18 protein-coding genes and 4 tRNA genes are annotated in these 23,189 nt (G+C 55.0%); 5 read left to right on the forward strand and 17 right to left on the reverse strand.

Annotated features, from left to right (window positions below):
• Nucleotides 1-16 precede the first annotated feature (16 nt).
• A complete protein-coding gene (gene fabI / locus EQV93_RS14905) occupies nucleotides 17-811 on the forward strand; it encodes an enoyl-ACP reductase FabI (RefSeq protein WP_003441378.1) in 795 nt (264 codons plus the stop codon).
• A 183-nt stretch (nucleotides 812-994) separates the two neighbouring features.
• Here fabI and EQV93_RS14910 read toward each other — a convergent pair whose 3' ends face one another.
• The 10 genes from EQV93_RS14910 to EQV93_RS14955 all read right to left on the reverse strand — a co-directional run bounded on the left by EQV93_RS14910 (nucleotide 995) and on the right by EQV93_RS14955 (nucleotide 10,524).
• On the reverse strand, nucleotides 995-2,866 hold the full coding sequence (locus tag EQV93_RS14910) for a SurA N-terminal domain-containing protein (RefSeq protein ID WP_122786093.1): 1,872 nt from the start codon (nucleotides 2,864-2,866) through the stop codon (nucleotides 995-997).
• A gap of 229 nt (nucleotides 2,867-3,095) precedes the next feature.
• Nucleotides 3,096-3,368 (reverse strand): HU family DNA-binding protein, encoded by a 273-nt coding sequence (locus tag EQV93_RS14915; protein WP_074759350.1) that lies wholly within the window; start codon nucleotides 3,366-3,368, stop codon nucleotides 3,096-3,098.
• A gap of 147 nt (nucleotides 3,369-3,515) precedes the next feature.
• Nucleotides 3,516-5,912 (reverse strand): endopeptidase La, encoded by a 2,397-nt coding sequence (lon, locus tag EQV93_RS14920; protein ID WP_122786094.1) that lies wholly within the window; start codon nucleotides 5,910-5,912, stop codon nucleotides 3,516-3,518.
• Nucleotides 5,913-6,075: 163 nt separating this feature from the next.
• Complete coding sequence (gene clpX / locus EQV93_RS14925; RefSeq protein ID WP_122786095.1) at nucleotides 6,076-7,359, reverse strand: ATP-dependent Clp protease ATP-binding subunit ClpX; 1,284 nt, start codon at nucleotides 7,357-7,359, stop codon at nucleotides 6,076-6,078.
• A gap of 106 nt (nucleotides 7,360-7,465) precedes the next feature.
• Nucleotides 7,466-8,107 (reverse strand): ATP-dependent Clp endopeptidase proteolytic subunit ClpP, encoded by a 642-nt coding sequence (clpP, locus tag EQV93_RS14930; RefSeq protein ID WP_122786096.1) that lies wholly within the window; start codon nucleotides 8,105-8,107, stop codon nucleotides 7,466-7,468.
• Between the two features lie 91 nt (nucleotides 8,108-8,198).
• Nucleotides 8,199-9,509: a trigger factor gene (tig, locus tag EQV93_RS14935; protein ID WP_122786097.1), complete on the reverse strand. Its 1,311-nt coding sequence runs from the start codon at nucleotides 9,507-9,509 to the stop codon at nucleotides 8,199-8,201.
• A gap of 515 nt (nucleotides 9,510-10,024) precedes the next feature.
• Nucleotides 10,025-10,100: transfer RNA gene (locus tag EQV93_RS14940), tRNA-His, on the reverse strand.
• Between the two features lie 89 nt (nucleotides 10,101-10,189).
• A tRNA-Leu gene (locus EQV93_RS14945) sits at nucleotides 10,190-10,274 on the reverse strand.
• Nucleotides 10,275-10,330: 56 nt separating this feature from the next.
• Nucleotides 10,331-10,406, reverse strand: a tRNA-His gene (locus EQV93_RS14950).
• Nucleotides 10,407-10,447: 41 nt separating this feature from the next.
• Nucleotides 10,448-10,524: transfer RNA gene (locus EQV93_RS14955), tRNA-Arg, on the reverse strand.
• A 280-nt stretch (nucleotides 10,525-10,804) separates the two neighbouring features.
• Between EQV93_RS14955 and folD the strand changes: the two genes are divergently transcribed.
• Complete coding sequence (folD, locus tag EQV93_RS14960) at nucleotides 10,805-11,659, forward strand: bifunctional methylenetetrahydrofolate dehydrogenase/methenyltetrahydrofolate cyclohydrolase FolD (protein ID WP_122786098.1); 855 nt, start codon at nucleotides 10,805-10,807, stop codon at nucleotides 11,657-11,659.
• A 116-nt stretch (nucleotides 11,660-11,775) separates the two neighbouring features.
• Here folD and cysS read toward each other — a convergent pair whose 3' ends face one another.
• Together cysS and EQV93_RS14970 are read right to left on the reverse strand one after the other, a co-directional pair.
• Nucleotides 11,776-13,158, reverse strand: a complete 1,383-nt coding sequence (cysS, locus tag EQV93_RS14965) for a cysteine--tRNA ligase (protein ID WP_146386811.1) — start codon at nucleotides 13,156-13,158, stop codon at nucleotides 11,776-11,778.
• Nucleotides 13,159-13,180: 22 nt separating this feature from the next.
• A complete protein-coding gene (locus EQV93_RS14970) occupies nucleotides 13,181-14,878 on the reverse strand; it encodes a glutamine--tRNA ligase/YqeY domain fusion protein (protein ID WP_240891833.1) in 1,698 nt (565 codons plus the stop codon).
• 270 nt (nucleotides 14,879-15,148) lie between these two features.
• Here EQV93_RS14970 and EQV93_RS14975 point away from each other — a divergent pair, with 270 nt between their 5' ends.
• Both EQV93_RS14975 and lpxH read left to right on the forward strand, forming a co-directional pair.
• The gene (locus EQV93_RS14975; RefSeq protein ID WP_122786101.1) at nucleotides 15,149-15,652 is read left to right on the forward strand and encodes a peptidylprolyl isomerase; all 504 of its coding nucleotides are present in this window, start codon (nucleotides 15,149-15,151) and stop codon (nucleotides 15,650-15,652) included.
• The gene (lpxH, locus tag EQV93_RS14980; RefSeq protein WP_122786102.1) at nucleotides 15,649-16,395 is read left to right on the forward strand and encodes a UDP-2,3-diacylglucosamine diphosphatase; all 747 of its coding nucleotides are present in this window, start codon (nucleotides 15,649-15,651) and stop codon (nucleotides 16,393-16,395) included. Before EQV93_RS14975 ends, lpxH begins: the two co-directional genes overlap by 4 nt.
• 107 nt (nucleotides 16,396-16,502) lie before the next feature.
• Here lpxH and EQV93_RS14985 read toward each other — a convergent pair whose 3' ends face one another.
• The 5 genes from EQV93_RS14985 to EQV93_RS15005 form a co-directional block, all read right to left on the reverse strand.
• Complete coding sequence (locus EQV93_RS14985; protein ID WP_122783185.1) at nucleotides 16,503-18,032, reverse strand: DHA2 family efflux MFS transporter permease subunit; 1,530 nt, start codon at nucleotides 18,030-18,032, stop codon at nucleotides 16,503-16,505.
• A gap of 63 nt (nucleotides 18,033-18,095) precedes the next feature.
• Nucleotides 18,096-19,289 carry an efflux RND transporter periplasmic adaptor subunit gene (locus tag EQV93_RS14990; protein WP_122783184.1) on the reverse strand — a complete coding sequence of 398 codons (1,194 nt, stop codon included), beginning with the start codon at nucleotides 19,287-19,289 and terminating at the stop codon, nucleotides 18,096-18,098.
• A gap of 14 nt (nucleotides 19,290-19,303) precedes the next feature.
• The gene (locus EQV93_RS14995) at nucleotides 19,304-20,773 is read right to left on the reverse strand and encodes an efflux transporter outer membrane subunit (protein WP_122783183.1); all 1,470 of its coding nucleotides are present in this window, start codon (nucleotides 20,771-20,773) and stop codon (nucleotides 19,304-19,306) included.
• The gene (locus EQV93_RS15000; RefSeq protein WP_122783182.1) at nucleotides 20,770-21,243 is read right to left on the reverse strand and encodes a MarR family winged helix-turn-helix transcriptional regulator; all 474 of its coding nucleotides are present in this window, start codon (nucleotides 21,241-21,243) and stop codon (nucleotides 20,770-20,772) included. Before EQV93_RS15000 ends, EQV93_RS14995 begins: the two co-directional genes overlap by 4 nt.
• A 221-nt stretch (nucleotides 21,244-21,464) precedes the next feature.
• Nucleotides 21,465-22,073 carry a tRNA-(ms[2]io[6]A)-hydroxylase gene (locus EQV93_RS15005; RefSeq protein ID WP_240891834.1) on the reverse strand — a complete coding sequence of 203 codons (609 nt, stop codon included), beginning with the start codon at nucleotides 22,071-22,073 and terminating at the stop codon, nucleotides 21,465-21,467.
• 227 nt (nucleotides 22,074-22,300) lie between these two features.
• Between EQV93_RS15005 and EQV93_RS15010 the strand changes: the two genes are divergently transcribed.
• Nucleotides 22,301-23,167, forward strand: coding sequence for a universal stress protein (locus EQV93_RS15010; RefSeq protein WP_122783180.1), 867 nt, complete (start codon nucleotides 22,301-22,303; stop codon nucleotides 23,165-23,167).
• Nucleotides 23,168-23,189: the final 22 nt, after the last annotated feature.

Here is a 23,189-nt window from a genome sequence, read left to right on the forward strand (position 1 = left end):
GATAGAGGAACAACACATGGGTTTTCTCGCCGGTAAGCGCGTCCTGATCGTCGGTGTCGCTAGCAAATTGTCCATCGCTTCTGGCATTGCTGCCGCCATGCACCGTGAAGGCGCTGAACTTGCTTTCACTTATCAGAACGAAAAGCTTAAAGGCCGCGTAGAAGAGTTCGCAGCAGGCTGGGGCTCAAACCCTGAACTGTGCTTCCCTTGCGACGTTGCCAGCGATGAAGAAATCGCCAAGGTCTTTGAAGACCTGAGCAAAAAATGGGATGGCCTGGACTGCATCGTTCACTCCGTAGGTTTCGCTCCGGGCGACCAGCTGGACGGTGACTTCACCGACGCCACTACCCGTGAAGGTTTCCGCATCGCTCACGACATCAGCGCTTACAGCTTCGTGGCGCTGGCCAAAGCTGGCCGCCCAATGATGAAAGGCCGCAATGGCAGCCTGCTGACCCTGTCTTACCTGGGCGCAGAGCGCACCATGCCGAACTACAACGTCATGGGTATGGCCAAAGCCAGCCTGGAAGCCGGCGTACGTTATCTGGCAGGCAGCCTGGGCCCTGAGGGCACTCGCGTTAACTGCGTATCGGCTGGCCCGATCCGTACCCTGGCAGCTTCGGGTATCAAGAACTTCCGTAAAATGCTGGCGGCCAACGAAGCGCAGACTCCACTGCGTCGTAACGTCACCATCGACGAAGTCGGCAATGCCGGCGCCTTCCTGTGCTCCGATCTGGCATCGGGCATCAGCGGCGAAATCATGTACGTAGACGGCGGTTTCAACACCACCGCAATGGGCAGCCTCGAAGAGTAAACCCTTCGTTAAAGCCGCTTCTCAAAACGCCCGGTGCAGTCTATGCACCGGGCGTTTTGCATTTATCAGACAGTGAAACTGTTACTCCTCGTCCCTGCTACAGGAATAAGGGTAAAAGGTAAAAGCATGCAAAAAAAATGGCCGCTCAAAGAGCGGCCATTTTTAGTGAAGCAGGCAGAACGCTTAGTAGCGCTCAACCTTGGCTTCGTTTTCCAACTGCTTGCGGTACGCGGCAAAGTCTTGCTGACCTGCACGCGAGGAGAGATAGCGACGGTAGTCTGCTTTCTCTTCTTCAGTCGGCTTCGCAGCATCGTTGACGCCATTGAGGCGCAATACAACAACGGTGCCATCGGCCAACGTCACACTGGCAAACGTAGGCTTGTCAGCGGCGACAGGCTTAGGCATGCGGAAGACCGCTTGCAGTACAGCCGGGTCAATACCCTCCTGCCCACGTGCAGCTGCTTCCTGAACCTTCCACGACTGACCATCCACAGGCTGATTCAACGGCAGCTTGCCATCGCGCAGCTCTTTGATGATTTCATCAGCACGCGTTTTCGCTGCCGAGCTGGCGTGCTCCTTGACCAATTGCGCACGAATGCTTTCGGACACAGCTTCAAGAGGCAATTGCTCAGGCTTGTGATGCTCTTTGACACGCAACACTACGACAGTCTCAGGATCGAGTTCGATCGCGGTGCTGTTGGCACCCTCATCCATCACCTCAGTGCTGAAAGCAGCCTGGATGACGTCACGATTAGCTGCAATGCCCTTGCCGCCCTGACGACCAAACGGCTCGGAGGTATGCACGGTCAACTTGAGATCTTGTGCCGGCTGAGCCAGGTCAGACGCTTCAAACGCAGAGTCTTCCAACTGCTTGGTCGCATCCACAAAGAGGCGCTCAACCTGCTGGGTTTTCAAGTCACGCGTCAGCTTGTCTTTCAGGCTGGCAAAGCTTGGTACTTCAGGCGCTTCAACGCCCAGCAACTTGATCAGGTGATAGCCAAAGCTGGTGCGAACCGGCTCCGACACCTGATCCTGTTTCAACGCATAAACAGCTGCTTCAAACACAGGATCGTAAACACCTGTTCCAGCGAAGCCCAAATCACCGCCATTGGCAGCAGAGCCCGGGTCTTGCGAGAACTCTTTGGCCAGGGCCTCGAAGCTTTCACCCTTGGCCAGACGCTGCTGAATCTCAGCGATCTTGGCTTTGGCTTGTTCGTCGCTGACCTTGTCATTGACTTCAATCAGGATGTGCGCAGCGCGGCGTTGCTCAGCCAGGTTGGCAATTTCCTTCTGATAAAGCGCTTGCAGCTCATCGTCCTTGACCGCCACCTGATCAAAGAAGGAGGACTTCTTCAACTCGATGTAGTCGATCACGACCTGATCGGGCGTCATGAATTCCTTGGCATGCTCGTCGTAATACGCCTTGATTTCATCGTCGCTCACTTTCACCGCAGCCGGGTCGGCTTTGATGTTCAGCGAAGCGAAATCACGGGTTTGTTTATCGAGACGGGCAAAAGCGTTCACTTGCTCATCGGTCACAAACCCACTGCCGGCCAAACCGGCACGCAGTTGACCGATCAGCATTTCCTGGCCCAGCATTTCGCGGAATTGCAGACGACCGTAACCCAGCTGACGAATCACCTGATCAAATCGTTCAGGGCTGAACTGACCGTTCTCCTGAAACTCAGGCGTCTGCAGGATAACTTGATCCAGAGCCGCTTCAGAGAAGGAGAACTTCGCGTTATTAGCGCCCTGCAACAGCAGCTTGCGATCGATCAACCCTTTAAGGGCCGCTTCACGCAGCATTTTTTCATCGAGCAGTGAAGCATCGAAATCCTTGCCAAGCTGTTGCATGAGCTGACGACGTTGCATGTCGACAGCCTGACTCAGCTCAACTTGCGTGATCTCTTCGCCGTTAACCTTGGCCGCATCCTTGCTGGTTGAGGTGGCTTGAAAAATGGCATCGAAACCGGTCAACGCCATTAACGCGACGATGACTCCGATGATGGTCTTGGCAATCCAGCCTTGTGAATTGTCCCTGATATTTTGCAGCATGCTTCCCCCAGAAACGGTCTTGCACAATGAGCAACCGTGGAGCGTGGGTAGAGTCCGGATAGAAGAAAGGCGCATCCGAGGATGCGCCTTTTCTTAACTGGCGGAGCGGACCGGGCTCGAACCCGCGACCCCCGGTGTGACCTGCCAATGTTGCCATCGACTGCACTACCGCTCCGCTGCCAAGCCTGGCGTGCGCCTGACCCGGTTGGGTAAAAAGTGTTGCAGAAACTTAGTTAACGGCTTCTTTCAGTGCTTTACCGGCTTTGAAGCCTGGTTTTTTGGCAGCTGCGATTTTCAGCGCTTCGCCAGTCTGTGGGTTACGGCCCGTGCGAGCAGGACGATCAGTCACAGAAAAAGTACCAAAACCAACCAGTACCACAGAGTCGCCAGCCTTTAGAGCGCCAGTGACGGATTCGATTACTGCGTCCAGCGCACGGCCGGCTGCAGCTTTCGGGATATCAGCAGATGCAGCGATAGCATCAATCAGTTCCGACTTGTTCACTCTAAGTCCCCTTATATCTATTTGAGTATGTTTCTAAAGTTTTTGGTAAAAAGCAAGACGACTGCTGAAGCGCTTATTGAGACTGCATGAGCCGCTTTATAACAAGGGCTCTAAACAGCGTCAACAAGCCCTTCAGGCAAAGCCATATTAATGCGTGCTAATTCTTTCCTTAGAGTCAGACTCTCGCTTGTCGTCCTTGGCAACAATCTCGGGAGCCACATCCGGCAAGGGCTCCGGCGCGTATTGCAGCGCAATTTGCAGGACCTCGTCAATCCATTTAACCGGTTTGATCTGAAGATCCTGTTTTATGTTGTCAGGAATTTCCTTCAGATCGCGAACGTTTTCTTCAGGAATAATGACTGTTTTTATACCGCCTCGGTGAGCAGCCAGCAGTTTTTCCTTCAAGCCCCCGATAGCCAGAACCTGGCCCCGCAGCGTAATTTCACCTGTCATCGCAACATCGGCGCGTACCGGAATCAGCGTCAAAGCAGAGACTAAAGCGGTGCACATACCGACACCCGCGCTCGGCCCATCCTTAGGTGTCGCGCCTTCCGGCATGTGGATGTGAATATCGCGTTTCTCGTGGAAATCCAATGGGATACCGAGGCTTTTCGCGCGGCTACGAACCACAGTCAGTGCAGCGGTAATGGACTCCAGCATCACATCGCCAAGCGATCCAGTCTTGATCAACTGACCCTTGCCCGGCACAACTGCGGCTTCGATAGTCAGCAATTCGCCGCCAACCTGCGTCCACGCCAAGCCGGTCACTTGACCGATCTGGTCTTCCTGCTCAGCCAAGCCATAGCTGAATTTTCTTACACCCAGGAAGTGCTCCAGAAGCTCAGGCGTCACCGTGACGGCGAAGCGTTTTTCCATAGCGTGCTCTTTGACTGCCTTACGACAAACCTTCGCAATCTGGCGCTCAAGACCTCGCACACCCGCTTCACGTGTGTAGTAACGAATGATGTCGCGGATGGCTTCGTTGTCGAACGCCAGCTCCCCTTTCTTCAGGCCGTTGGCCTCAATTTGCTTGGGTGCGAGGTATTTGACAGCGATGTTGATTTTTTCATCTTCGGTGTAACCCGGCAGTCGAATGACTTCCATCCGGTCCAGCAACGCCGGCGGAATGTTCATCGAGTTCGAGGTACACAGGAACATTACGTCAGACAGGTCGTAGTCGACCTCAAGGTAATGATCATTGAAGTTGTGGTTCTGTTCCGGATCAAGCACTTCAAGCAATGCAGAAGCGGGATCGCCGCGCATGTCGCTGCCCATCTTGTCGATTTCATCGAGCAAGAACAGCGGATTGCGCACGCCTACTTTTGTCATTTTTTGAATCAATCTACCCGGCATCGAACCTATGTAGGTACGACGATGGCCACGTATTTCGGCTTCATCACGCACGCCACCCAAAGCCATGCGTACGAACTTTCTGTTTGTTGCGTGGGCAATAGACTCTGCAAGAGAGGTTTTACCGACACCAGGAGGACCTACAAGACACAGAACCGGGCCACGAATCTTCTTCACGCGCTTTTGCACAGCGAGGTATTCGAGAATCCGTTCTTTAACTTCCTCCAGACCATAGTGGTCAGCGTCAAGAATGTCTTCGGCACGCTTGAGATCAAGGCGAACCTTGCTCTGCGCCTTCCACGGCACCTGTACCAACCAATCGATGTAGGAACGCACCACAGTGGCTTCAGCGGACATTGGCGACATCTGCTTGAGCTTGTTCAGCTCAGCCTGGGCCTTGGCCATGGCGTCTTTAGGCAAGCCTGCCGCATCGATTCGCTTTTTCAGCTCTTCGATTTCGTTGTGACCTTCGTCACCGTCACCCAGCTCTTTCTGAATAGCCTTCATCTGCTCATTCAGGTAGTACTCGCGCTGGCTGCGCTCCATTTGCTTTTTGACACGGCCACGGATGCGTTTTTCAACTTGCAGCAAGTCGATTTCAGCGTCGAGCAACGCCAGGACATGCTCAACCCGGGCTTGCAGGTCGAGAATCTCAAGGATTTCCTGTTTCTGTTCGATCTTCAGCGCCATGTGGGCGGCCATCGTATCGACCAGACGGCTCGGCTCATCGATGCTGTTGAGCGATGAGAGCACTTCTGCCGGGACTTTCTTGCCCAGCTGCACGTACTGCTCAAACTGCGAGATCAGGCTACGGACAAAGACTTCGGATTCACGCTCAGGGGCGGCCACTTCATCAATCAAAGAGACTTGCGCGCTCAGATAGCCGTCAGCCTGACCAAACTGCTCCACAGCACCACGCTGCTCGCCCTCAACCAGCACCTTAACCGTACCGTCAGGCAGCTTGAGCAATTGCAAAACGGTAGCAATGGTACCGACACGATAGAGCGCGTCTTCACCCGGATCGTCGTCAGCAGGATTTTTTTGAGCCAACAGCAAAATTTGCTTGTCGCCCGTCATCGCAGCCTCAAGGGCCTCGATCGATTTCTCGCGTCCCACGAACAGTGGGATAACCATGTGCGGATAAACCACAACATCACGCAATGGCAGGAGAGGCAATTCGATGGTTGTCTTCATGATTTCGCCTCTACGGCGGCCATAAGGCCGTAATCAGATGGATATAAGCTTGAAGCCAAGATGGGGGCAGTTCCGAAAAAAAACAAGCGTTTAGCGACAGGAAAAACAAAGGGGCCCGTAGGCCCCTTCGTCAACACGTCACGTGCAATAAGCAGTAATACACTTACGCGTCAGGTGCAGCCTTTGCAGTCGCTTCGTTGTTTTCGTAAATCAACAACGGTTTGGACTTACCTTCAATAACGCTTTCGTCGATCACCACTTTACTCACCTCGGACTGCGAGGGGATTTCATACATGGTGTCGAGCAGCACGCCTTCAAGGATCGAACGCAGGCCCCGTGCGCCAGTCTTACGCTCAAGCGCACGCTTGGCCACGGCTTTCAAAGCGTCAGTACGGAATTCGAGATCAACACCTTCCATCTCGAACAGTTTGCCGTACTGCTTGGTCAGCGCGTTTTTAGGCTCAGTCAGAATCTGCATTAACGCTTCTTCATCCAACTCATCCAACGTCGCCAACACAGGGAGACGACCGACAAATTCAGGGATCAGACCAAACTTGACCAAATCGTCAGGCTCGACTTCACGCAGTGACTCGCCAACCTTCTTGCCTTCTTCCTTGCTGCGCACTTCAGCACTGAAACCAATGCCACCACGCGTGGAGCGAGCCTGAACAACTTTCTCAAGGCCCGAGAACGCACCACCACAGATAAACAGAATATTGCGGGTATCAACCTGCAAGAATTCCTGCTGCGGGTGCTTACGACCACCTTGAGGCGGTACGGAAGCCACTGTGCCTTCAATCAATTTCAGCAATGCTTGCTGCACACCTTCACCGGAAACATCACGGGTGATGGAAGGGTTATCAGACTTGCGTGAAATCTTGTCGATCTCATCGATGTAGACAATGCCCATCTGGGCCTTCTCGACGTCGTAATCGCATTTCTGAAGCAGCTTCTGAATGATGTTTTCCACGTCTTCACCGACGTAACCCGCTTCAGTCAGCGTGGTTGCATCAGCAATGGTGAACGGTACATTCAGCAGACGCGCCAAGGTCTCTGCCAACAGGGTTTTACCCGAGCCGGTAGGGCCAATCAGCAAAATGTTACTTTTGCCGAGCTCGACGTCGTCGTTCTTCTTGTCGCGCTGGTTGAGGCGCTTGTAGTGGTTGTACACCGCTACAGCCAAAACCTTTTTGGCACGTTCCTGACCAATGACGTATTGATCAAGGATGCCGCTGATTTCTTTTGGCGAAGGTAATTTATGCGCGCTGCTTTCGGCCTGGGCTTCCTGCACCTCCTCACGGATGATGTCATTGCACAGGTCGACGCATTCGTCGCAGATAAAGACCGAGGGGCCGGCAATCAATTTGCGCACTTCATGCTGGCTTTTGCCACAGAAGGAGCAATAGAGCAATTTGCCGTTGTCCTCGCCGTTGCGGGTGTCAGTCATTCGATCGATCCAAATCCGATAGGCTTGCAACACAAGATGAAGGCAACTGCGGGCTTTTTCAAGCCCGCAGGTGGCCGGAAACCCCAACCACCTACATTTGAGCTACTTAAGCGGGCATTTGACGCTTGCTGAACACAGAGTCGATCAAACCATATTCGGTTGCACGCTCAGCGCTCATGAAATTGTCACGCTCGGTGTCACGCTCAATAGTCTCCAGAGGCTGACCGGTGTGGTGAGCCAACAGCGAGTTCAAGCGATGACGGATGTTGAGGATTTCTTTGGCATGAATGTCGATATCCGACGCCTGCCCCTGGAAACCGCCCAACGGCTGGTGAATCATCATGCGCGAGTTAGGCAGGCAGTGACGCTTACCCGGTGCGCCGCCAGCCAGCAGGAAAGCACCCATGCTGCAGGCTTGACCAATACAGATGGTCGACACGTCCGGCTTGATGAACTGCATGGTGTCGTAGATCGACATGCCCGCAGTCACCGAACCGCCCGGTGAGTTGATGTAGAGATGGATGTCCTTGTCCGGGTTTTCGGCTTCAAGGAACAACAGCTGCGCCGCCACCAGGTTGGCCATGTAATCTTCGACAGGGCCTACCAGGAAGATGATCCGCTCCTTCAGGAGGCGCGAATAAATGTCGTAGGAGCGCTCGCCACGGGCTGACTGCTCAACAACCATCGGGACCAGGCCGCCAGCGGCGTGGATGTCAGAGTTCTGCTGAATATAAGAATTGCGGGACATGTCCGGCAGTCACTCCCAAATAGTCTTGTCTGAAATACGCATAAGCCAGCTCGAGGCTGGCTTATGGTTGTGTTTTCTAACGAGTCAGAAATCAGTCGGCTTGTGGTGCTTCTACCGGCTTGACTGCTTCTTCGTAAGAGACCGCTTTATCGGTCACCTTAGCCTTCTGCAGAACAGTATCCACAACTTGCTCTTCCAGCACAACCGAACGAACCTCGTTCAATTGCTGATCATTTTTGTAGTACCAAGCTACAACCTGCTCAGGCTCCTGGTAAGCGGAAGCCATTTCCTGAATCATTTCGCGAACGCGATCTTCGTCAGGCTTGAGGTCGAATTGCTTGACCACTTCAGCCACGATCAGGCCCAGCACTACACGGCGCTTGGCTTGCTCTTCGAACAGCTCAGCCGGCAGCTGATCAGGTTTGATGTTGCCACCAAACTGTTGAACAGCCTGAACGCGCAGGCGATCAACTTCGCTCGACAGCAGTGCTTTTGGCACTTCAATCGGGTTGGCAGCCAACAGGCCTTCCATTACCTGATTCTTGACCTTGGATTTGATTGCCTGGCGCAGCTCACGCTCCATGTTCTTACGAACTTCAGTGCGGAAACCTTCCAGACCTGTTTCCTTGATACCGAACTGTGCGAAGAACTCTTCGTTCAGCTCAGGCAGCTTAGGCTCGGAAACAGTGTTCACCTTAACAGTGAACTCGGCAGTTTTGCCGGCCAGATCAAGGTTCTGGTAGTCCTCAGGGAAAGTCAGGGTCAGAACGCGCTCTTCGCCCGCTTTAGCACCCACCAGACCTTCTTCGAAGCCAGGAATCATGCGGCCCGAACCCAGAACCAGCTGAGTACCGGTGGCGGAACCGCCAGCGAAAACTTCGCCATCTACCTTGCCAACGAAATCAATGTTCAGTTGATCTTCGTTCTGAGCGGCACGATCAGTGACTTCAAAGCGGGTGTTCTGCTTGCGCAGCACGTCCAGCATTTTGTCCAGGTCGGCATCAGCCACTTCGGCGCTCAGGCGCTCGACAGCGATAGTGTCCAGACCGGTTACTTCGAATTCAGGGAATACTTCGAAAGTGGCAACGTATTCCAGGTCCTTGCCCTTCTCCAGCACTTTTGGCTCTACCGAAGGCTGGCCAGCAGGGTTCAGCTTTTGCTCAACAACGGCTTCGTAGAAGGACGCCTGGATGACATCACCCACGGCTTCCTGGCGCGCATCAGCTTCATAACGCTGACGGATCACGCTCATAGGAACTTTGCCCGGGCGGAAGCCCGCGATCTTGGCCTTTTGGGCAGTCTGCTGCAGACGCTTGTTGACCTGGGTCTCGATGCGCTCAGCTGGCACGGTGATGCTCATGCGGCGCTCAAGAGCAGAAGTATTTTCAACAGAAACTTGCATGGATATTCCTCGTTGCACAGACATTAGCCGGCCGTTTCCGACCCCATAATCAAGGGCATGCATTCTAGTGGGTCAAACTCAAGAAGTCACCCTACCGCATTCATACTCAGAAACAGCTGGCACATTATTAAGCGCAAGCAATGATTTGCTTAAACACCTCAATACACAAAAATCTTTATACAGCCCCCTTCAGAGCCTTTTTCTTCTTATATAGAAGCCGGAAAAAATGTCGCTATTTCGACAAAGGAAAAAGATCCAAGGCGCGCATTATCTTGCAACACAGTGACGCTGCGCGGCCGATAAACACCTGACCGACGAAAACGCACCCTTTTCGGGTGGTGCGCCTGCTTAAACAAGGGGACGGTAACTGGAGGGAGAACAGACAGAGGAGGCTTGAGCGCTCACTCTTCAAGACGCTGAAACCCAAATCCAGTGCGGCAACTCATCCCACTGCATCTGCATTTCAAATTTTTGATGCAAAAACGCCAGATTATTAATCTGGCGTTTTTTAAATATGGGGTGGACGAAGGGGATCGAACCCTCGACAACGGGAGTCACAATCCCGTGCTCTACCAACTGAGCTACGCCCACCATATTGCATGAATCTTTAAAAGAACAAAGCCGCTATAGCGGCTCTATTCCGCGGACCTGTAACGTAAATAACGCTACAAACCCATATTTGGTGCGGACGGAGAGACTCGAACTCTCACACCTTTCGGCGCTGGAACCTAAATCCAGTGTGTCTACCAATTCCACCACATCCGCATTTCAAACACTTGAAGCAAAGACGCCAGATGATTAATCTGGCGGCCTTCTAAATATGGGGTGGACGAAGGGGATCGAACCCTCGACAACGGGAGTCACAATCCCGTGCTCTACCAACTGAGCTACGCCCACCATATTGCCTGTACCACTTTACTTGTGCCAAAGCTGCCTAATGGCGCACCCGGCAGGACTCGAACCTGCGACCATCCGCTTAGAAGGCGGATGCTCTATCCAGCTGAGCTACGGGCGCCTTAATAATCTGTACTCTGTGACGACTACAAACTAAGTGCTTTCAGTATCACCAAGCTGGACAACAACTTCGCTCCACTTTCATAACCAGTGCTAGGCTGTGCCCGACAAGTGCGACGAATCTTATAGACGACCCCGTAGGTCGTCAACTCTTTTTTAAAAAAAGTTCAGAAATATAAAGGAGTTAGGGGAATAAGCAGACCAAGCGCCTTTGCCCTCAGGCCACGGCATGCGAGAATGCTCGTCCTTTTTCCACCCTTTACGATGGTTAATCACGCGTAATGACTGCACAACTAATCGACGGCAAAGCGATCGCCGCCAGCCTGCGCCAGCAGATTGCCAAACGTGTTGCCGAGCGTCACGAGCAAGGCCTGCGAACGCCCGGCCTGGCAGTGATTCTGGTCGGCAGCGATCCTGCTTCCCAGGTTTATGTTTCGCACAAGCGTAAAGACTGCGAAGAGGTAGGCTTTCTCTCTCAAGCCTATGACCTGCCTTCAGACACGACACAGCAAGCGCTGACCGACTTGATCGACCGTCTTAATGAAGACGCGAACATCGACGGCATCTTGCTGCAATTGCCGCTGCCCGAGCATCTTGACGCCTCCAAATTGCTGGAGCGCATCCGCCCGGACAAAGACGTTGACGGCTTCCACCCCTATAACGTTGGCCGTCTTGCGCAACGCATCCCGCTGCTACGCCCCTGCACGCCTAAAGGCATCATGGCGCTGCTGGAAAGTACCGGTCAGGATTTGTACGGGATGGACGCGGTCATTGTTGGCGCCTCCAATATCGTAGGCCGCCCCATGGCCATGGAGCTACTGCTGGCAGGCTGCACCGTGACCGTGACCCACCGCTTTACCAAGGACTTGGCTGGCCACGTTGGCCGTGCCGATCTGGTGGTAGTGGCAGCTGGCAAGCCGGGGCTGGTTAAAGGCGAATGGATCAAAGAAGGCGCCATCGTGATTGATGTCGGCATCAATCGTCAGGCAGACGGCAAGCTGGTAGGCGACGTGGTTTACGAGACCGCCCTGCCCCGCGCGGGCTGGATCACGCCAGTTCCAGGCGGCGTAGGCCCGATGACTCGCGCTTGCTTGCTGGAAAACACCCTGTACGCAGCCGAAACACTGCACGACTAACGCGTAACGCCCGCACACAAAACGGCGCCCACGGGCGCCGTTTTTTTATGCGTGCAAACATTACCGGACAAACAAAAGCCCGCACGAGGCGGGCCTTTGTTAACGCAACAGACAACCTAGTCAGCCAAGCGCCAGGTTGTGCCACCTTTACCATCTTCAAGCACCACACCCATTGCTGAGAGCTGATCACGAATACGGTCTGACTCGGCCCAATCCTTGCCAGCACGAGCTGCCAAACGCGCAGCGATCAATCTTTCGACTTCAGCAGCATCCACTTTGCCTTCAGCGCCCGCCTGCAAGAAATCATCGGCTTCAAGCTGCAAAATACCCAGCACATCAGCGAGCTCCTTGAGACGCGCAGCCAAACCGGCAGCTGCTTGCACATCGCTGTCACGCAGACGATTGATTTCACGCACCATTTCGAACAGCACGGCACACGCTTCCGGCGTGCCGAAGTCGTCGTTCATCACTTGAGTGAAACGCTCAACGAACGCTTCGCCGCCCGCCGGGGCCGCTTTCGGCAACCCTTTGAGGGCGTGATAGAACCGCTCAAGAGCCGCTTTCGCATCCTTGAGGTTATCTTCGGAGTAGTTGATCGCGCTGCGATAGTGGCTGGACACCAGAAGATAACGCACCACTTCCGGATGATATTTCTCCAGCACATCGCGAATAGTGAAGAAGTTGTTCAAGGACTTGGACATCTTCTCGCCATTGATGCGAATCATCCCGCCGTGCATCCAGGTATTGGCGTAGGTTTTACCCGTCGCCGCCTCGCTTTGGGCAATTTCGTTCTCATGGTGCGGGAACTCAAGGTCATTGCCCCCGCCATGAATATCGAACGTCTCACCCAGGCAGCAAGTGGACATTACCGAGCACTCAATGTGCCAACCCGGACGACCCGGGCCCCACGGTGACTCCCAGCTCGGCTCGCCTGGCTTGACACCCTTCCACAGCACGAAATCCAGCGGGTCTTCCTTGGCCTCATCGACTTCAATGCGTGCGCCGATGCGCAGATCTTCGATCTTTTTGCGCGACAGTTTGCCGTAGCCCACGAACTTGGCGACGCGGTAATACACGTCACCGTTACCCGGCGCGTAGGCATAGCCTTTGTCGATCAGGGTCTGGATCATGGCATGCATGCCGGGGATGTGATCGGTGGCACGCGGCTCCATATCCGGCTTGCGGATATTGAGCCGGGCCTCATCCTCATGCATCGCGGCGATCATGCGCTCGGTCAGCACCTCAATCGCTTCACCGTTGTCACGAGCGCGATTGATGATCTTGTCGTCGATGTCCGTGATATTGCGCACGTAAGTCAAATCGTAACCACTGAAGCGCAACCAACGGGTCACCAGATCAAAGGCAACCATGCTGCGACCGTGGCCCAAGTGGCAGTAGTCGTACACGGTCATGCCGCACACATACATACGCACCTTGTTGCCATCCAGCGGCTTGAAAACTTCTTTGCTCTTGGTGAGCGTGTTGTAAATCGTTAGCACGGCGGCTTCCTTTAAAACTTGATCACTGGCCCCAGGAGTCACGCAGGGTCACGGTACGGTTGAATACCGGATGACCGGGCTTCGAGTCCTTGATGTCGGCGCAGAAGTAGCCTTCGCGCTCGAACTGGAAGCGGTCTTCCGGCTGTGCATTGCCCAACGAAGGCTCAGCACGACAACCGGTCAGCACCTGCAACGAGTCAGGGTTGATGTTTTCGAGGAAACCCGCGCCGTCTTCAGCCTTTTCAGGATTAGGCGAGCGGAACAGACGGTCATACAAACGCACTTCGCACTCGACGCTGGCCGCAGCTGGCACCCAATGCACCACCCCTTTGACCTTGCGACCTTCCGGATTTTTACCCAGGGTTTCAGGATCGTAGGAGCAACGCAGCTCGATAATGTTGCCATCGGCATCTTTGATGGCTTCATCAGCCCGGATCACGTAGCTGCCACGCAGACGCACTTCACCCGCTGGCTCAAGGCGCTTGTAGCCTTTTGGCGGCTCTTCCATGAAGTCATCACGGTCGATGTAGATTTCACGCGCGAAAGGCAGAACTCGAACACCCATGTCTTCTTTAGGGTGGCAAGGCAGCTCAAGGTTCTCGACCTTGTCCTCCGGGTAGTTGGTAATGATCACCTTCAACGGACGCAGCACGCACATTGCACGGGGAGCACTGTGGTCCAGGTCGTCACGGATGCTGAATTCCAGCATGCCAAAGTCCACCACGCCGTCTGAACGGTTGGTGCCGACCATGTCGCAGAAGTTGCGAATCGATTTAGGCGTGTAACCGCGACGGCGGAAACCCGACAACGTCGACATGCGCGGGTCATCCCAGCCATTGACGTGCTTTTCATCAACCAGTTGCTTGAGCTTGCGCTTGCTGGTGATGGTGTAGTTGAGGTTCAGACGGCTGAACTCGTACTGACGCGGGCGCGACGGTACCGGCAGGCTGTCGAGGAACCATTCATACAGAGGACGGTGACTTTCGAATTCAAGGGTGCAGATCGAATGCGTAATGCCTTCGATAGCATCCGACTGACCGTGGGTGAAGTCATAGTTCGGGTAGATGCACCATTTATCACCGGTCTGGTGGTGATGGGCATGACGAATGCGGTACATGATCGGATCGCGCAGGTTCATGTTAGGCGACGCCATGTCGATCTTGGCACGCAAAACACGCTTACCGTCTTCAAACTCACCAGCCGTCATACGCGCGAACAGATCCAGGTTCTCTTCGACACTACGGTCACGGAACGGGCTGTTTTTGCCAGGCTCGGTTAAGCTGCCACGGTATTCCTTGGCTTGCTCCGGGGTCAGGTCGCAGACATAGGCTTTACCTTCTTTAATCAGGTAAATCGCCCACTCGTGCAGTTGATCGAAGTATTGCGACGCGTAGCGCACTTCGCCAGCCCACTCGAAGCCCAGCCACTTGACGTCGCTTTCGATGGCGTCGATGTATTCCTGATCTTCTTTTGCCGGGTTGGTGTCGTCAAAGCGCAAATGCGTCACGCCGCCGAACTCTTGAGCCAGCCCAAAGTTCACACAAATGGATTTGGCATGACCGATGTGCAGATAGCCGTTTGGCTCCGGCGGAAAGCGGGTCACGATCTGTGTGCATTTACCCGAGTCTAGGTCCGCCTGAACGATTGGACGCAGGAAGTTAGCCGGGACAGCAGGGCCAGCCTTTGAATTCAGAGTGGGGTCGACAGTGGGCTTGCTCATAGGATCCTTGAACGTAACAGGTGCGCGGCCTGGGTCGGCCGACTAAATCAAAGCGCCTATCATAGCCGATGCTGTCAAGTCCCTGACAGAGCAGGTGCTCAATCAAAGCGATTGAAATGCCGGCTTTTAACCCCCATATGGCAAAAACACCATCGAAATGCACTGCGAGCACGCTAAACTCCGCCCGCGGCTGTATCTACCCAGCCAGTCCGGGACCCGATGCGCGTATCCCCCAGACCCTACGAATTCCCTGATAGAGCGATATTGATCATGACCCAAGTAAAATTGACCACTAATCACGGCGACATCGTGATCGAACTCAACGCTGAAAAAGCACCGATCACCGTTGCCAACTTCATCGAATACGTGAAAGCCGGCCACTACGAAAACACCATTTTCCACCGTGTCATCGGCAACTTCATGGTTCAGGGCGGCGGTTTCGAGCCTGGCATGAAAGAGAAAAAAGACAAGCGCCCAAGCATCCAGAACGAGGCAGACAACGGCCTGTCGAACGACAAGTACACCGTTGCCATGGCACGCACCATGGAGCCGCATTCGGCTTCCGCCCAGTTCTTCATCAACGTGGCTGACAACAGCTTCCTGAACCACAGCGGCAAAAACACTCAAGGCTGGGGTTACGCGGTGTTCGGCAAGGTTGTTGAAGGCCAGGACGTTGTAGACAAGATCAAAGGCGTTCAAACCACCTCCAAAGCCGGCCATCAGGACGTGCCTGTTGAAGATGTGATCGTCGAGAAAGCCGAGATCATTGAGTGATACTGCTGATTTCAGATTTGCATCTGGAAGAGGAGCGCCCGGACATTACCCGGGCGTTTCTGGATTTCCTGGCCGGGCGTGCGCGCTCGGCTCAGGCACTGTACATTCTGGGCGATTTTTTCGAAGCCTGGATTGGCGACGATGCGATGACACCCTTTCAGCGCTCAATCTGTGAAGCGCTGCGATCATTAAGCGACAGCGGCACTCAGATTTATCTGATGCACGGTAATCGCGACTTCTTGCTTGGCCAGGCGTTTTGTAAGGCGGCTGGCTGCACACTGATCAAAGACCCGAGCGTGGTCGACTTCTATGGCGAGCCGGTGTTGCTGATGCACGGCGACAGTTTGTGTACCCGCGATGAAGCTTACATGCGCCTGCGACGTTACCTGCGCAACCCTGTGACGCTGTGGGTGCTGCGCCATCTACCGCTGAGCACGCGCCATAAGTTGGCCCGCAAGCTGCGCAGCGAGAGCCGCGCGCAGACCCGCATGAAAGCCAATGACATTGTGGATGTGACGCCCGAAGAAGTGCCACGAATCATGGCGCACTTTGGTGTGCACACGTTGATTCATGGCCACACCCACCGCCCGGCGATTCACAAGTTGCAAATCGGCGAGCAGGCAGCCAAGCGAATAGTGCTCGGTGACTGGGACAAACAAGGCTGGGCCTTGCAAGTGGATGAACACGGCATGCAACTGGCGCCGTTTGATTTTGCGCCGCCTTTGATGTTGCCGTCGGCCTAGAAGCCCCTCACCCCAACCCTCTCCCAGAGGGAGAGGGGCAGATTGGTGGCGTTGCTCGAATCTGCTTTTGCCTTTAGTCCCCTCTCCCTTTGGGAGAGGGTGACCCATCAATGCCCGCTCGCCGCTGGCCCCGCCTTCGCAGCAAACGGCGGTTTGGCCAGCCATACCAGCAAAATCAATCCCATAAATAGCCAACCCATCATGGTGAAGTAATCCACGGTGGAGAACATATAGGCCTGACTGGTCAGTATCTTGTCCATCTGCGCATAGGCCGGTGTACTGGCGCCGCCCAGACTCTCCAGCGTATGCCGAGTGACCGGATCATAGGCACTGATGCTTTCACTCAGGTAGGCATGATGCTGGTCCGCCCGACGAATCCAGATCCATGTGGTCAATGACGCCGCAAAACTACCACCCAACGTTCGCAAGAACGTGGCCAGCCCCGCACCGTCGGCGATTTGATGGGGCGGCAAGTCCGACATCAAAATACTCAGCGTCGGCATAAAGAACAGCGCCACGCCGATCCCCATAAAGAGTTGCACCATCGCAATATGCTGGAAGTCCACCTCGTTGGTGAAGTCCGCACGCATAAAGCAACTGAGCCCGATCGCCAAAAATGCCAGCCCCGCCAGCAGACGCAAATCGAATTTGTGCGCGTACTTGCCCACAAAAGGTGACATCAGCACGGGCAAAATACCAATCGGCGCCACCGCCAACCCGGCCCATGTCGCGGTGTAGCCCATCTGAGTCTGCAACCATTGCGGCAAGATCAGGTTGATACCAAAGAAACCGGCGTACCCCAGAACCAGCACAATGGTGCCAATGCGAAAGTTGCGGTGAGCAAACAGGCGCAAATTGACAATGGGGTGCTTGTCGGTCATTTCCCAAATGATAAACGCCGCCAATGCCACCACCGACAATGCCGTGCCCAGCAAAATGAAGTTGGATTCAAACCAGTCGAGATCATTGCCTTTATCGAGCACGATTTGCAGCGCGCCAACGCCAATGATCAGGGTAATCAAGCCCACATAATCCATCGGTTGACGGGTAATCACCACAGGACGGGCTTTTAATTGCTGGCGAACCACCATGACCGCAAAGATGCCAATCGGGATATTAATAAAGAAAATCCACGGCCAGCTGTAACTGTCAGTGATCCAGCCACCCAATATGGGACCGGCAATGGGCGCAACCACCGTGACCATCGCCAGCAACGCCAATGCCATCCCCCTTTTTGCCGGCGGATAGACGGCAATCAACAGCGTTTGCGTCATGGGGTAAAGCGGGCCAGCCACCAACCCTTGCAGTACCCGAAAGCCCACCAACTCAGGCATGGACGTTGAAATACCGCACAGAAATGAGGCCAGTACGAACAGAATCGTGGCCCACAGAAACAACTTCACCTCACCAAAGCGCCGACTCAACCAACCGGTCAGCGGCAAGGCAATCGCATTACTGACCGCGAATGAAGTGATAACCCAGGTGCCCTGCTCTGAGCTCACCCCCAGATTGCCGGAGATAGTCGGCAAGGCGACGTTGGCAATAGTGGTGTCGAGCACTTGCATAAAGGTTGCCAGCGACAGGCCAATGGTGGCGAGGACCAGGCTGGGCGGAGTGAAAGACGCGTTTGTACTCATCGCTAATCCTTTAAAACCGGGTGTGCAGCCCCGCCTGTTGAGCAGGGCTTATGGATTGGCGAATCAGCGCTGGGCGGTAGCGGCGCTGTTGCTGTCAATCAAACGCGTGATAAGCGCTTCGGCTTCAGCCAATTGCTGTTCGTAGACATTGGTTGTGAACATGGCTTTTTGCGGCGGTTGCTGCGCCAATACCGGGCCACTCTGGTCATGCAGATTCACATCGACCGTAGTTGACAGGCCAACACGCAGGGGATGCTCGGCTAATTGGTCGGCATTGATATGAATGCGCACCGGCACACGCTGGACGATCTTGATCCAGTTGCCCGTGGCATTCTGCGCAGGCAACAAGGCAAACGCGCTGCCGGTGCCCGCACCGATGCTGTCGACCGTGCCGCTGTATTTCACGCTGCTGCCGTAAATATCCGACTCAATGTCTACAGGCTGGCCAATGCGCATCTGGTGCAGCTGGGTTTCCTTGAAGTTGGCGTCGATCCATAGCTGATTCAGCGGAATAACGGCCATAAGGGCCGTGCCCGGCTGCACACGCTGACCCAATTGCACGGTACGTTTGGCCACATAGCCTGTGACCGGTGCAATCAAGGTAGTGCGTGCATGCTCCAGATACGCCTGGCGCACTTTCGCAGCAGCGGCCATCACATCCGGGTGGCTGGCCACGGCGGTGTTGTCCACCAAGGCGCTGGTGGTATCGAGTTGTTGCTCGTTATTGCGCAAGGCGCTCTGCGCCGAGGCCAGATCATCCCGTGCATGGGACAGTTCTTCCTGGGAAATGGCCCCACCCACCGCCAGACTTTTACGACGGTTGTAGTTGTCCTGCGCTTTTTGTACTTCGATTTTCTGTGCAGCCACCTGCGCCTTGGTGCCGTTTACATTGCTGAACAGGCCGCGCACCTGACGCACGGTGCGCGCCAGATTGGCCTCAGCACTCTGCAAACCCACCAGCGAATCGCTTGGGTCAAAATTGAGCAGCACCTGCCCTTCGTGAACCAGGTCGCCATCATCCGCGCCAATGCTCACCACGGTGCCAGTGACCAGTGGCGTGATTTCCACCACGTTGCCATTTACATAAGCGTCGTCGGTGCTTTCGCTCCAGCGGCCATACAGTTCGTGCCAGCCCCAGACGCCCAGACCAACGAGAATGACCAACAGCGCCAAAGCGCCCAGCCAGAGTTTGCGTTTACGCTGATTGCCAGCGTCCTGATCGTTTTGCGTTTGATTCGGTGTGTGTTCAGTAGCCATGACAAGTACCTAAATTATTCTGCCGGCGAGGCTTGAGTGGGAACGGCCGCAGCCGTGTTGCCGGGCTCATAGCCGCCGCCCAGGGCTTGCATCAGTTGAATCGAAAGGTCGATCTGCTCGGCATTCAGGTCAGCCAGCTGACGCTGGGCCTGAAGCAGTTGCTGCTCAATGCTGAGCACATCCAGGTAGTTGCCGATACCCGACTCATAGCGCTGCAATCCGGTGTTGTAGGACTCTTGAGCAATATCCGCAGCGCGCTGTTGAGTGCTGATTTGCCGACCCAGAGCACTGAGCTGATCAAGGCTGTCACTGACATCACCCAGCGCTGCCACCAGGGTTTTGTTGTACTGCGCGACGGCCAGATCGTAGTTGGCATCCTCGGCATCCAGCCCGGCGCGCAAGCGCCCGCCATCAAAGATCGGCAGCGAGACTGCTGGCGCAATATTGAAGAAGCGACTGGCTGAACCAAACAGCGCATCCCCCAACAATGACTGAGTGCCTGCTGCGGCAGTCAGGTTGAGGTTGGGGTAAAAGCGGGTTTTAGCTGCGGCAATATTCTTGCTCGCGGCTTCAACGCGCCAGCGCGCCGCGATCAGATCGGGACGACGGCCCAACAACTCGGCGGGCAATGTGCTGGGTACAGCGACCGCTGCAGGCAGCAAAACGTTGGGCCGAGCGATATCAGCGCCGCGATCCGGCCCCTTGCCCAGCAAAACGGCCAGTGCGATGCGTGCGCTTTTCAATTGCTTTTCAGCGTTGATCAACTGCTCCTGGGAGCTGGCTTCAAGGCTTTCGGTTTGCTGGTACTGATAGTGACTGTCGATACCGGCTTGCAGCCGACGCTGGCTCAGCTCAAGCATCTGCCGGGTGCGCTTCAAGTCATCATTGGCCAGATCACGAACGCTATAGGCGTGCGCCAGATTGCTGTAGCCGCGCGCCACATCGGCCGCCAGCGTCAGCCGCGCCGCCTGACTGTCGACTTCAGCTGCTCGGGCCTGACCCAAAGCGGCTTCCCAGGTGTCACGCTGGCCGCCCCACAGGTCGAAGGTGTAATTGAACGTCAGATTCAGGTCACGCTCAGTGCTGTAACGCCCCCCCTGCCCCGCAGGATCTTGCGCGCGCGCCAGGCGCGAACGCGATACATCAGCCCCGGCGTCCAGTGTCGGCATACGCGCCGCATCCGCTGCACCCGCCGCCGCTGCAGCCTGATGGGCACGGGCGGCGGCCATTTGCATGTCCGGGCTGTCGCGCAAGGCCTCATCAATCAAGCCATCGAGCTGGGTATCACCCAAGCGTCGCCACCAGTTCTTCTCGGGCCACGCGGCCGGCGTGATGTTGACGCCTTCGAGCGATTGACTCGCCTTGAGGTTTTTCTCGTCAAGGCGCTGACCTTCGGTGGTCAACCCGCTATAGCTGGCGCAACCTGCCAGCACCATTGACACAAACACCAGGCTCAGGCCTGTACTTAGCGTTTTGTTGCTCATTTTTCACCCAAGCGCATGATGGTGATGGGGTCACCCGCCGCCAGCAGTATTTTTTTGAGAATCTGTTCCAGGCTTTGCAGCTCTTCGGGGCTGATATCACCCGCCAACTGGTTCATGGCGTCAGCCCCTATTTGCGGCAGCAGGTTTGCCAGCGCTTGACCGTCTTCCGTGAGAACCAGACGTACCTGGCGCCTGTCGGCCTCGGAACGCTGGCGAACCAGCAGGTTCTTCTGTTCAAGCCTGTCGAGCATGCGGGTCATGGCGCCGCTGTCCAAAGACAGGTGACGACACAGCTCGGCCGGAGTATCCACAGCAAACTGAGCCATGATGATCAGCACTTTGAACTGCGCCGCTGTGATGCCGTAAGGCTCCATATGGCGGTCAATGATGCGATCTTTAAGCATTGCCGCACGGCCCAACAACAGACCCAGGGTGCAGTTTTGAAAATTATCGGGATGAAAGTGCTTCATCGGGTCACCAGAACGCTGCCCTGAGAGTAATGTTTCAAGATATTACTGCTTAGGCAGTTAATGTCAAGGCGAACATTAGCTTGCTATCTATTTGATTACGAATTCGGGGAATGGGGATCAATGCATAGCCGCCGAAGGCTACGTTCGAAGTAGCCTTCGTGAATTCGGGTTAGGCGATTGCTTCGCAACCGGACGCAGCCTTCGCCAGCTGCTACGCGAGGTTAAGCGGCAGTGGGCACGCCACTGTGGAAACGGAATTCCACATCGGGGGATTCAATCAGTTCTTGCTCGGCAGCCCTCACGCGCTCGATCACGAGAGCAATGTCCTTGGCGTCACCGTACTGATAGGCCAGTTTCAGATACCCCTGAAAATGTCGGGCTTCACTTTTGAGCAAGCCGAAATAGAACGTGCCGAGTTCTTCATCCAAATGTGGCACCAGTGCTTCGAAACGCTCGCAACTGCGCGCTTCGATGAATGCCCCAACTACCAGGGTATCGACCAGTTTGACCGGTTCATGGTTACGCACCACCTTGCGCAAACCCGAGGCATAGCGGCCTGCCGACAATTGGCGCAGTTCAATTTTGCGCTTCTTCATCAACCGCATGACCTGCTCATGGTGCACCAACTCTTCACGAGCCAGACGCGACATCATATTGATCAGATCCGTATGCGAGTGGTATTTGGCAATCAGGCTCAAGGCTGTACTGGCCGCCTTGAATTCGCAGTTCTTATGATCGATCAGCATGGTTTCCTGATCAGCCAGCGCAGCCTGAATCCAGCCATCCGGCGTGCGGCAACCCAAAAACTCATGAATTTCAGGAAGGTTCATGCGCACTCTCCTGTCCATTGGGGGTTGCATAGCAGACAGGCAGTGTTTTGAGGAATCGCAGACATGAGGCTCACTAAGGCGGGAGAGAGGCGTGGCAAAAGCGGCTGATTATACGGGGGCATGGTGCACGGCACCAACCGCCAGATTTGACCTGCATCAACATGGCATTTTGCACCGAACAACTATAGTGAGCGCCTGCATCTTCATTCTTGACGGAGTTATCGGTCATGCAAAACACTCGCAAGCTGCTAGTGGTGATAGACCCCAAGCACAATGACAGCCCGGCCCTCAAACGCGCCAAACAGATCGCCGATAAGACCAAAGCCCATATTCACTTGCTGATATGCGACAAAGATAACGATCATCTGGCGCTGTTAAACCTGCTTCAAGAAGGACTGGTCAAGAGCGGTTACAGTGTCAGCACTGAATGCGCCTGGCACGGTAGCGAGCACGAAACCATCATCAATATCCAGCAAGCCCTTAATTGCGGGCTGGTCATCAAGCAACACCTTCCCGAAAATCCGATCAAAGCCCTGCTATTGACGCCAGAAGACTGGAAACTGCTGCGTATGTGCCCATGCCCGGTACTGATAGCCAAACACAGCAGAGCCTGGGAAGGTGGCGTGGTATTGGCCGCAGTGGACGTGGGCAATACCGAGCCCGAGCACCGGCAACTGCACGAAAGCATTGTCGACAGCGGTTTCAATATTGCCAGCCTCATCAAAGGCGAACTGCATGTGGTCAGCGCTTTTCCACCCCCTATGCTGGCCACGGTCGATGCTGTCTACCCCATCGTCACCGACTATGAAGCGAGTTATCGCGCAGCCTGCAAAGAATTTCAGAGCACCAGCGACATCAGTGACAGTCGCCTGCACATAGAACAAGGCCCGCCTGACGTCATTATTCCGCTGCTGGCCGAGAAACTGAATGCAGTCGTGACCGTTTTGGGGACTGTCGCCCGCACGGGCCTGTCCGGCGCGCTGATTGGCAATACGGCCGAAGCAGTAATCGATGCGGTCGAAACCGACGTTCTGGTGATTAAACCGCAGGACAGAATTCAGCAGCTGGAAGCTGAGCTGAACGCAAAAATCTGATTGCGCAGCGACAGACCGATCG

This window comes from Pseudomonas sp. TMW22091, assembly GCF_022496705.1.
Classification (GTDB): Bacteria; Pseudomonadota; Gammaproteobacteria; order Pseudomonadales; family Pseudomonadaceae; genus Aquipseudomonas; species Aquipseudomonas saxonica.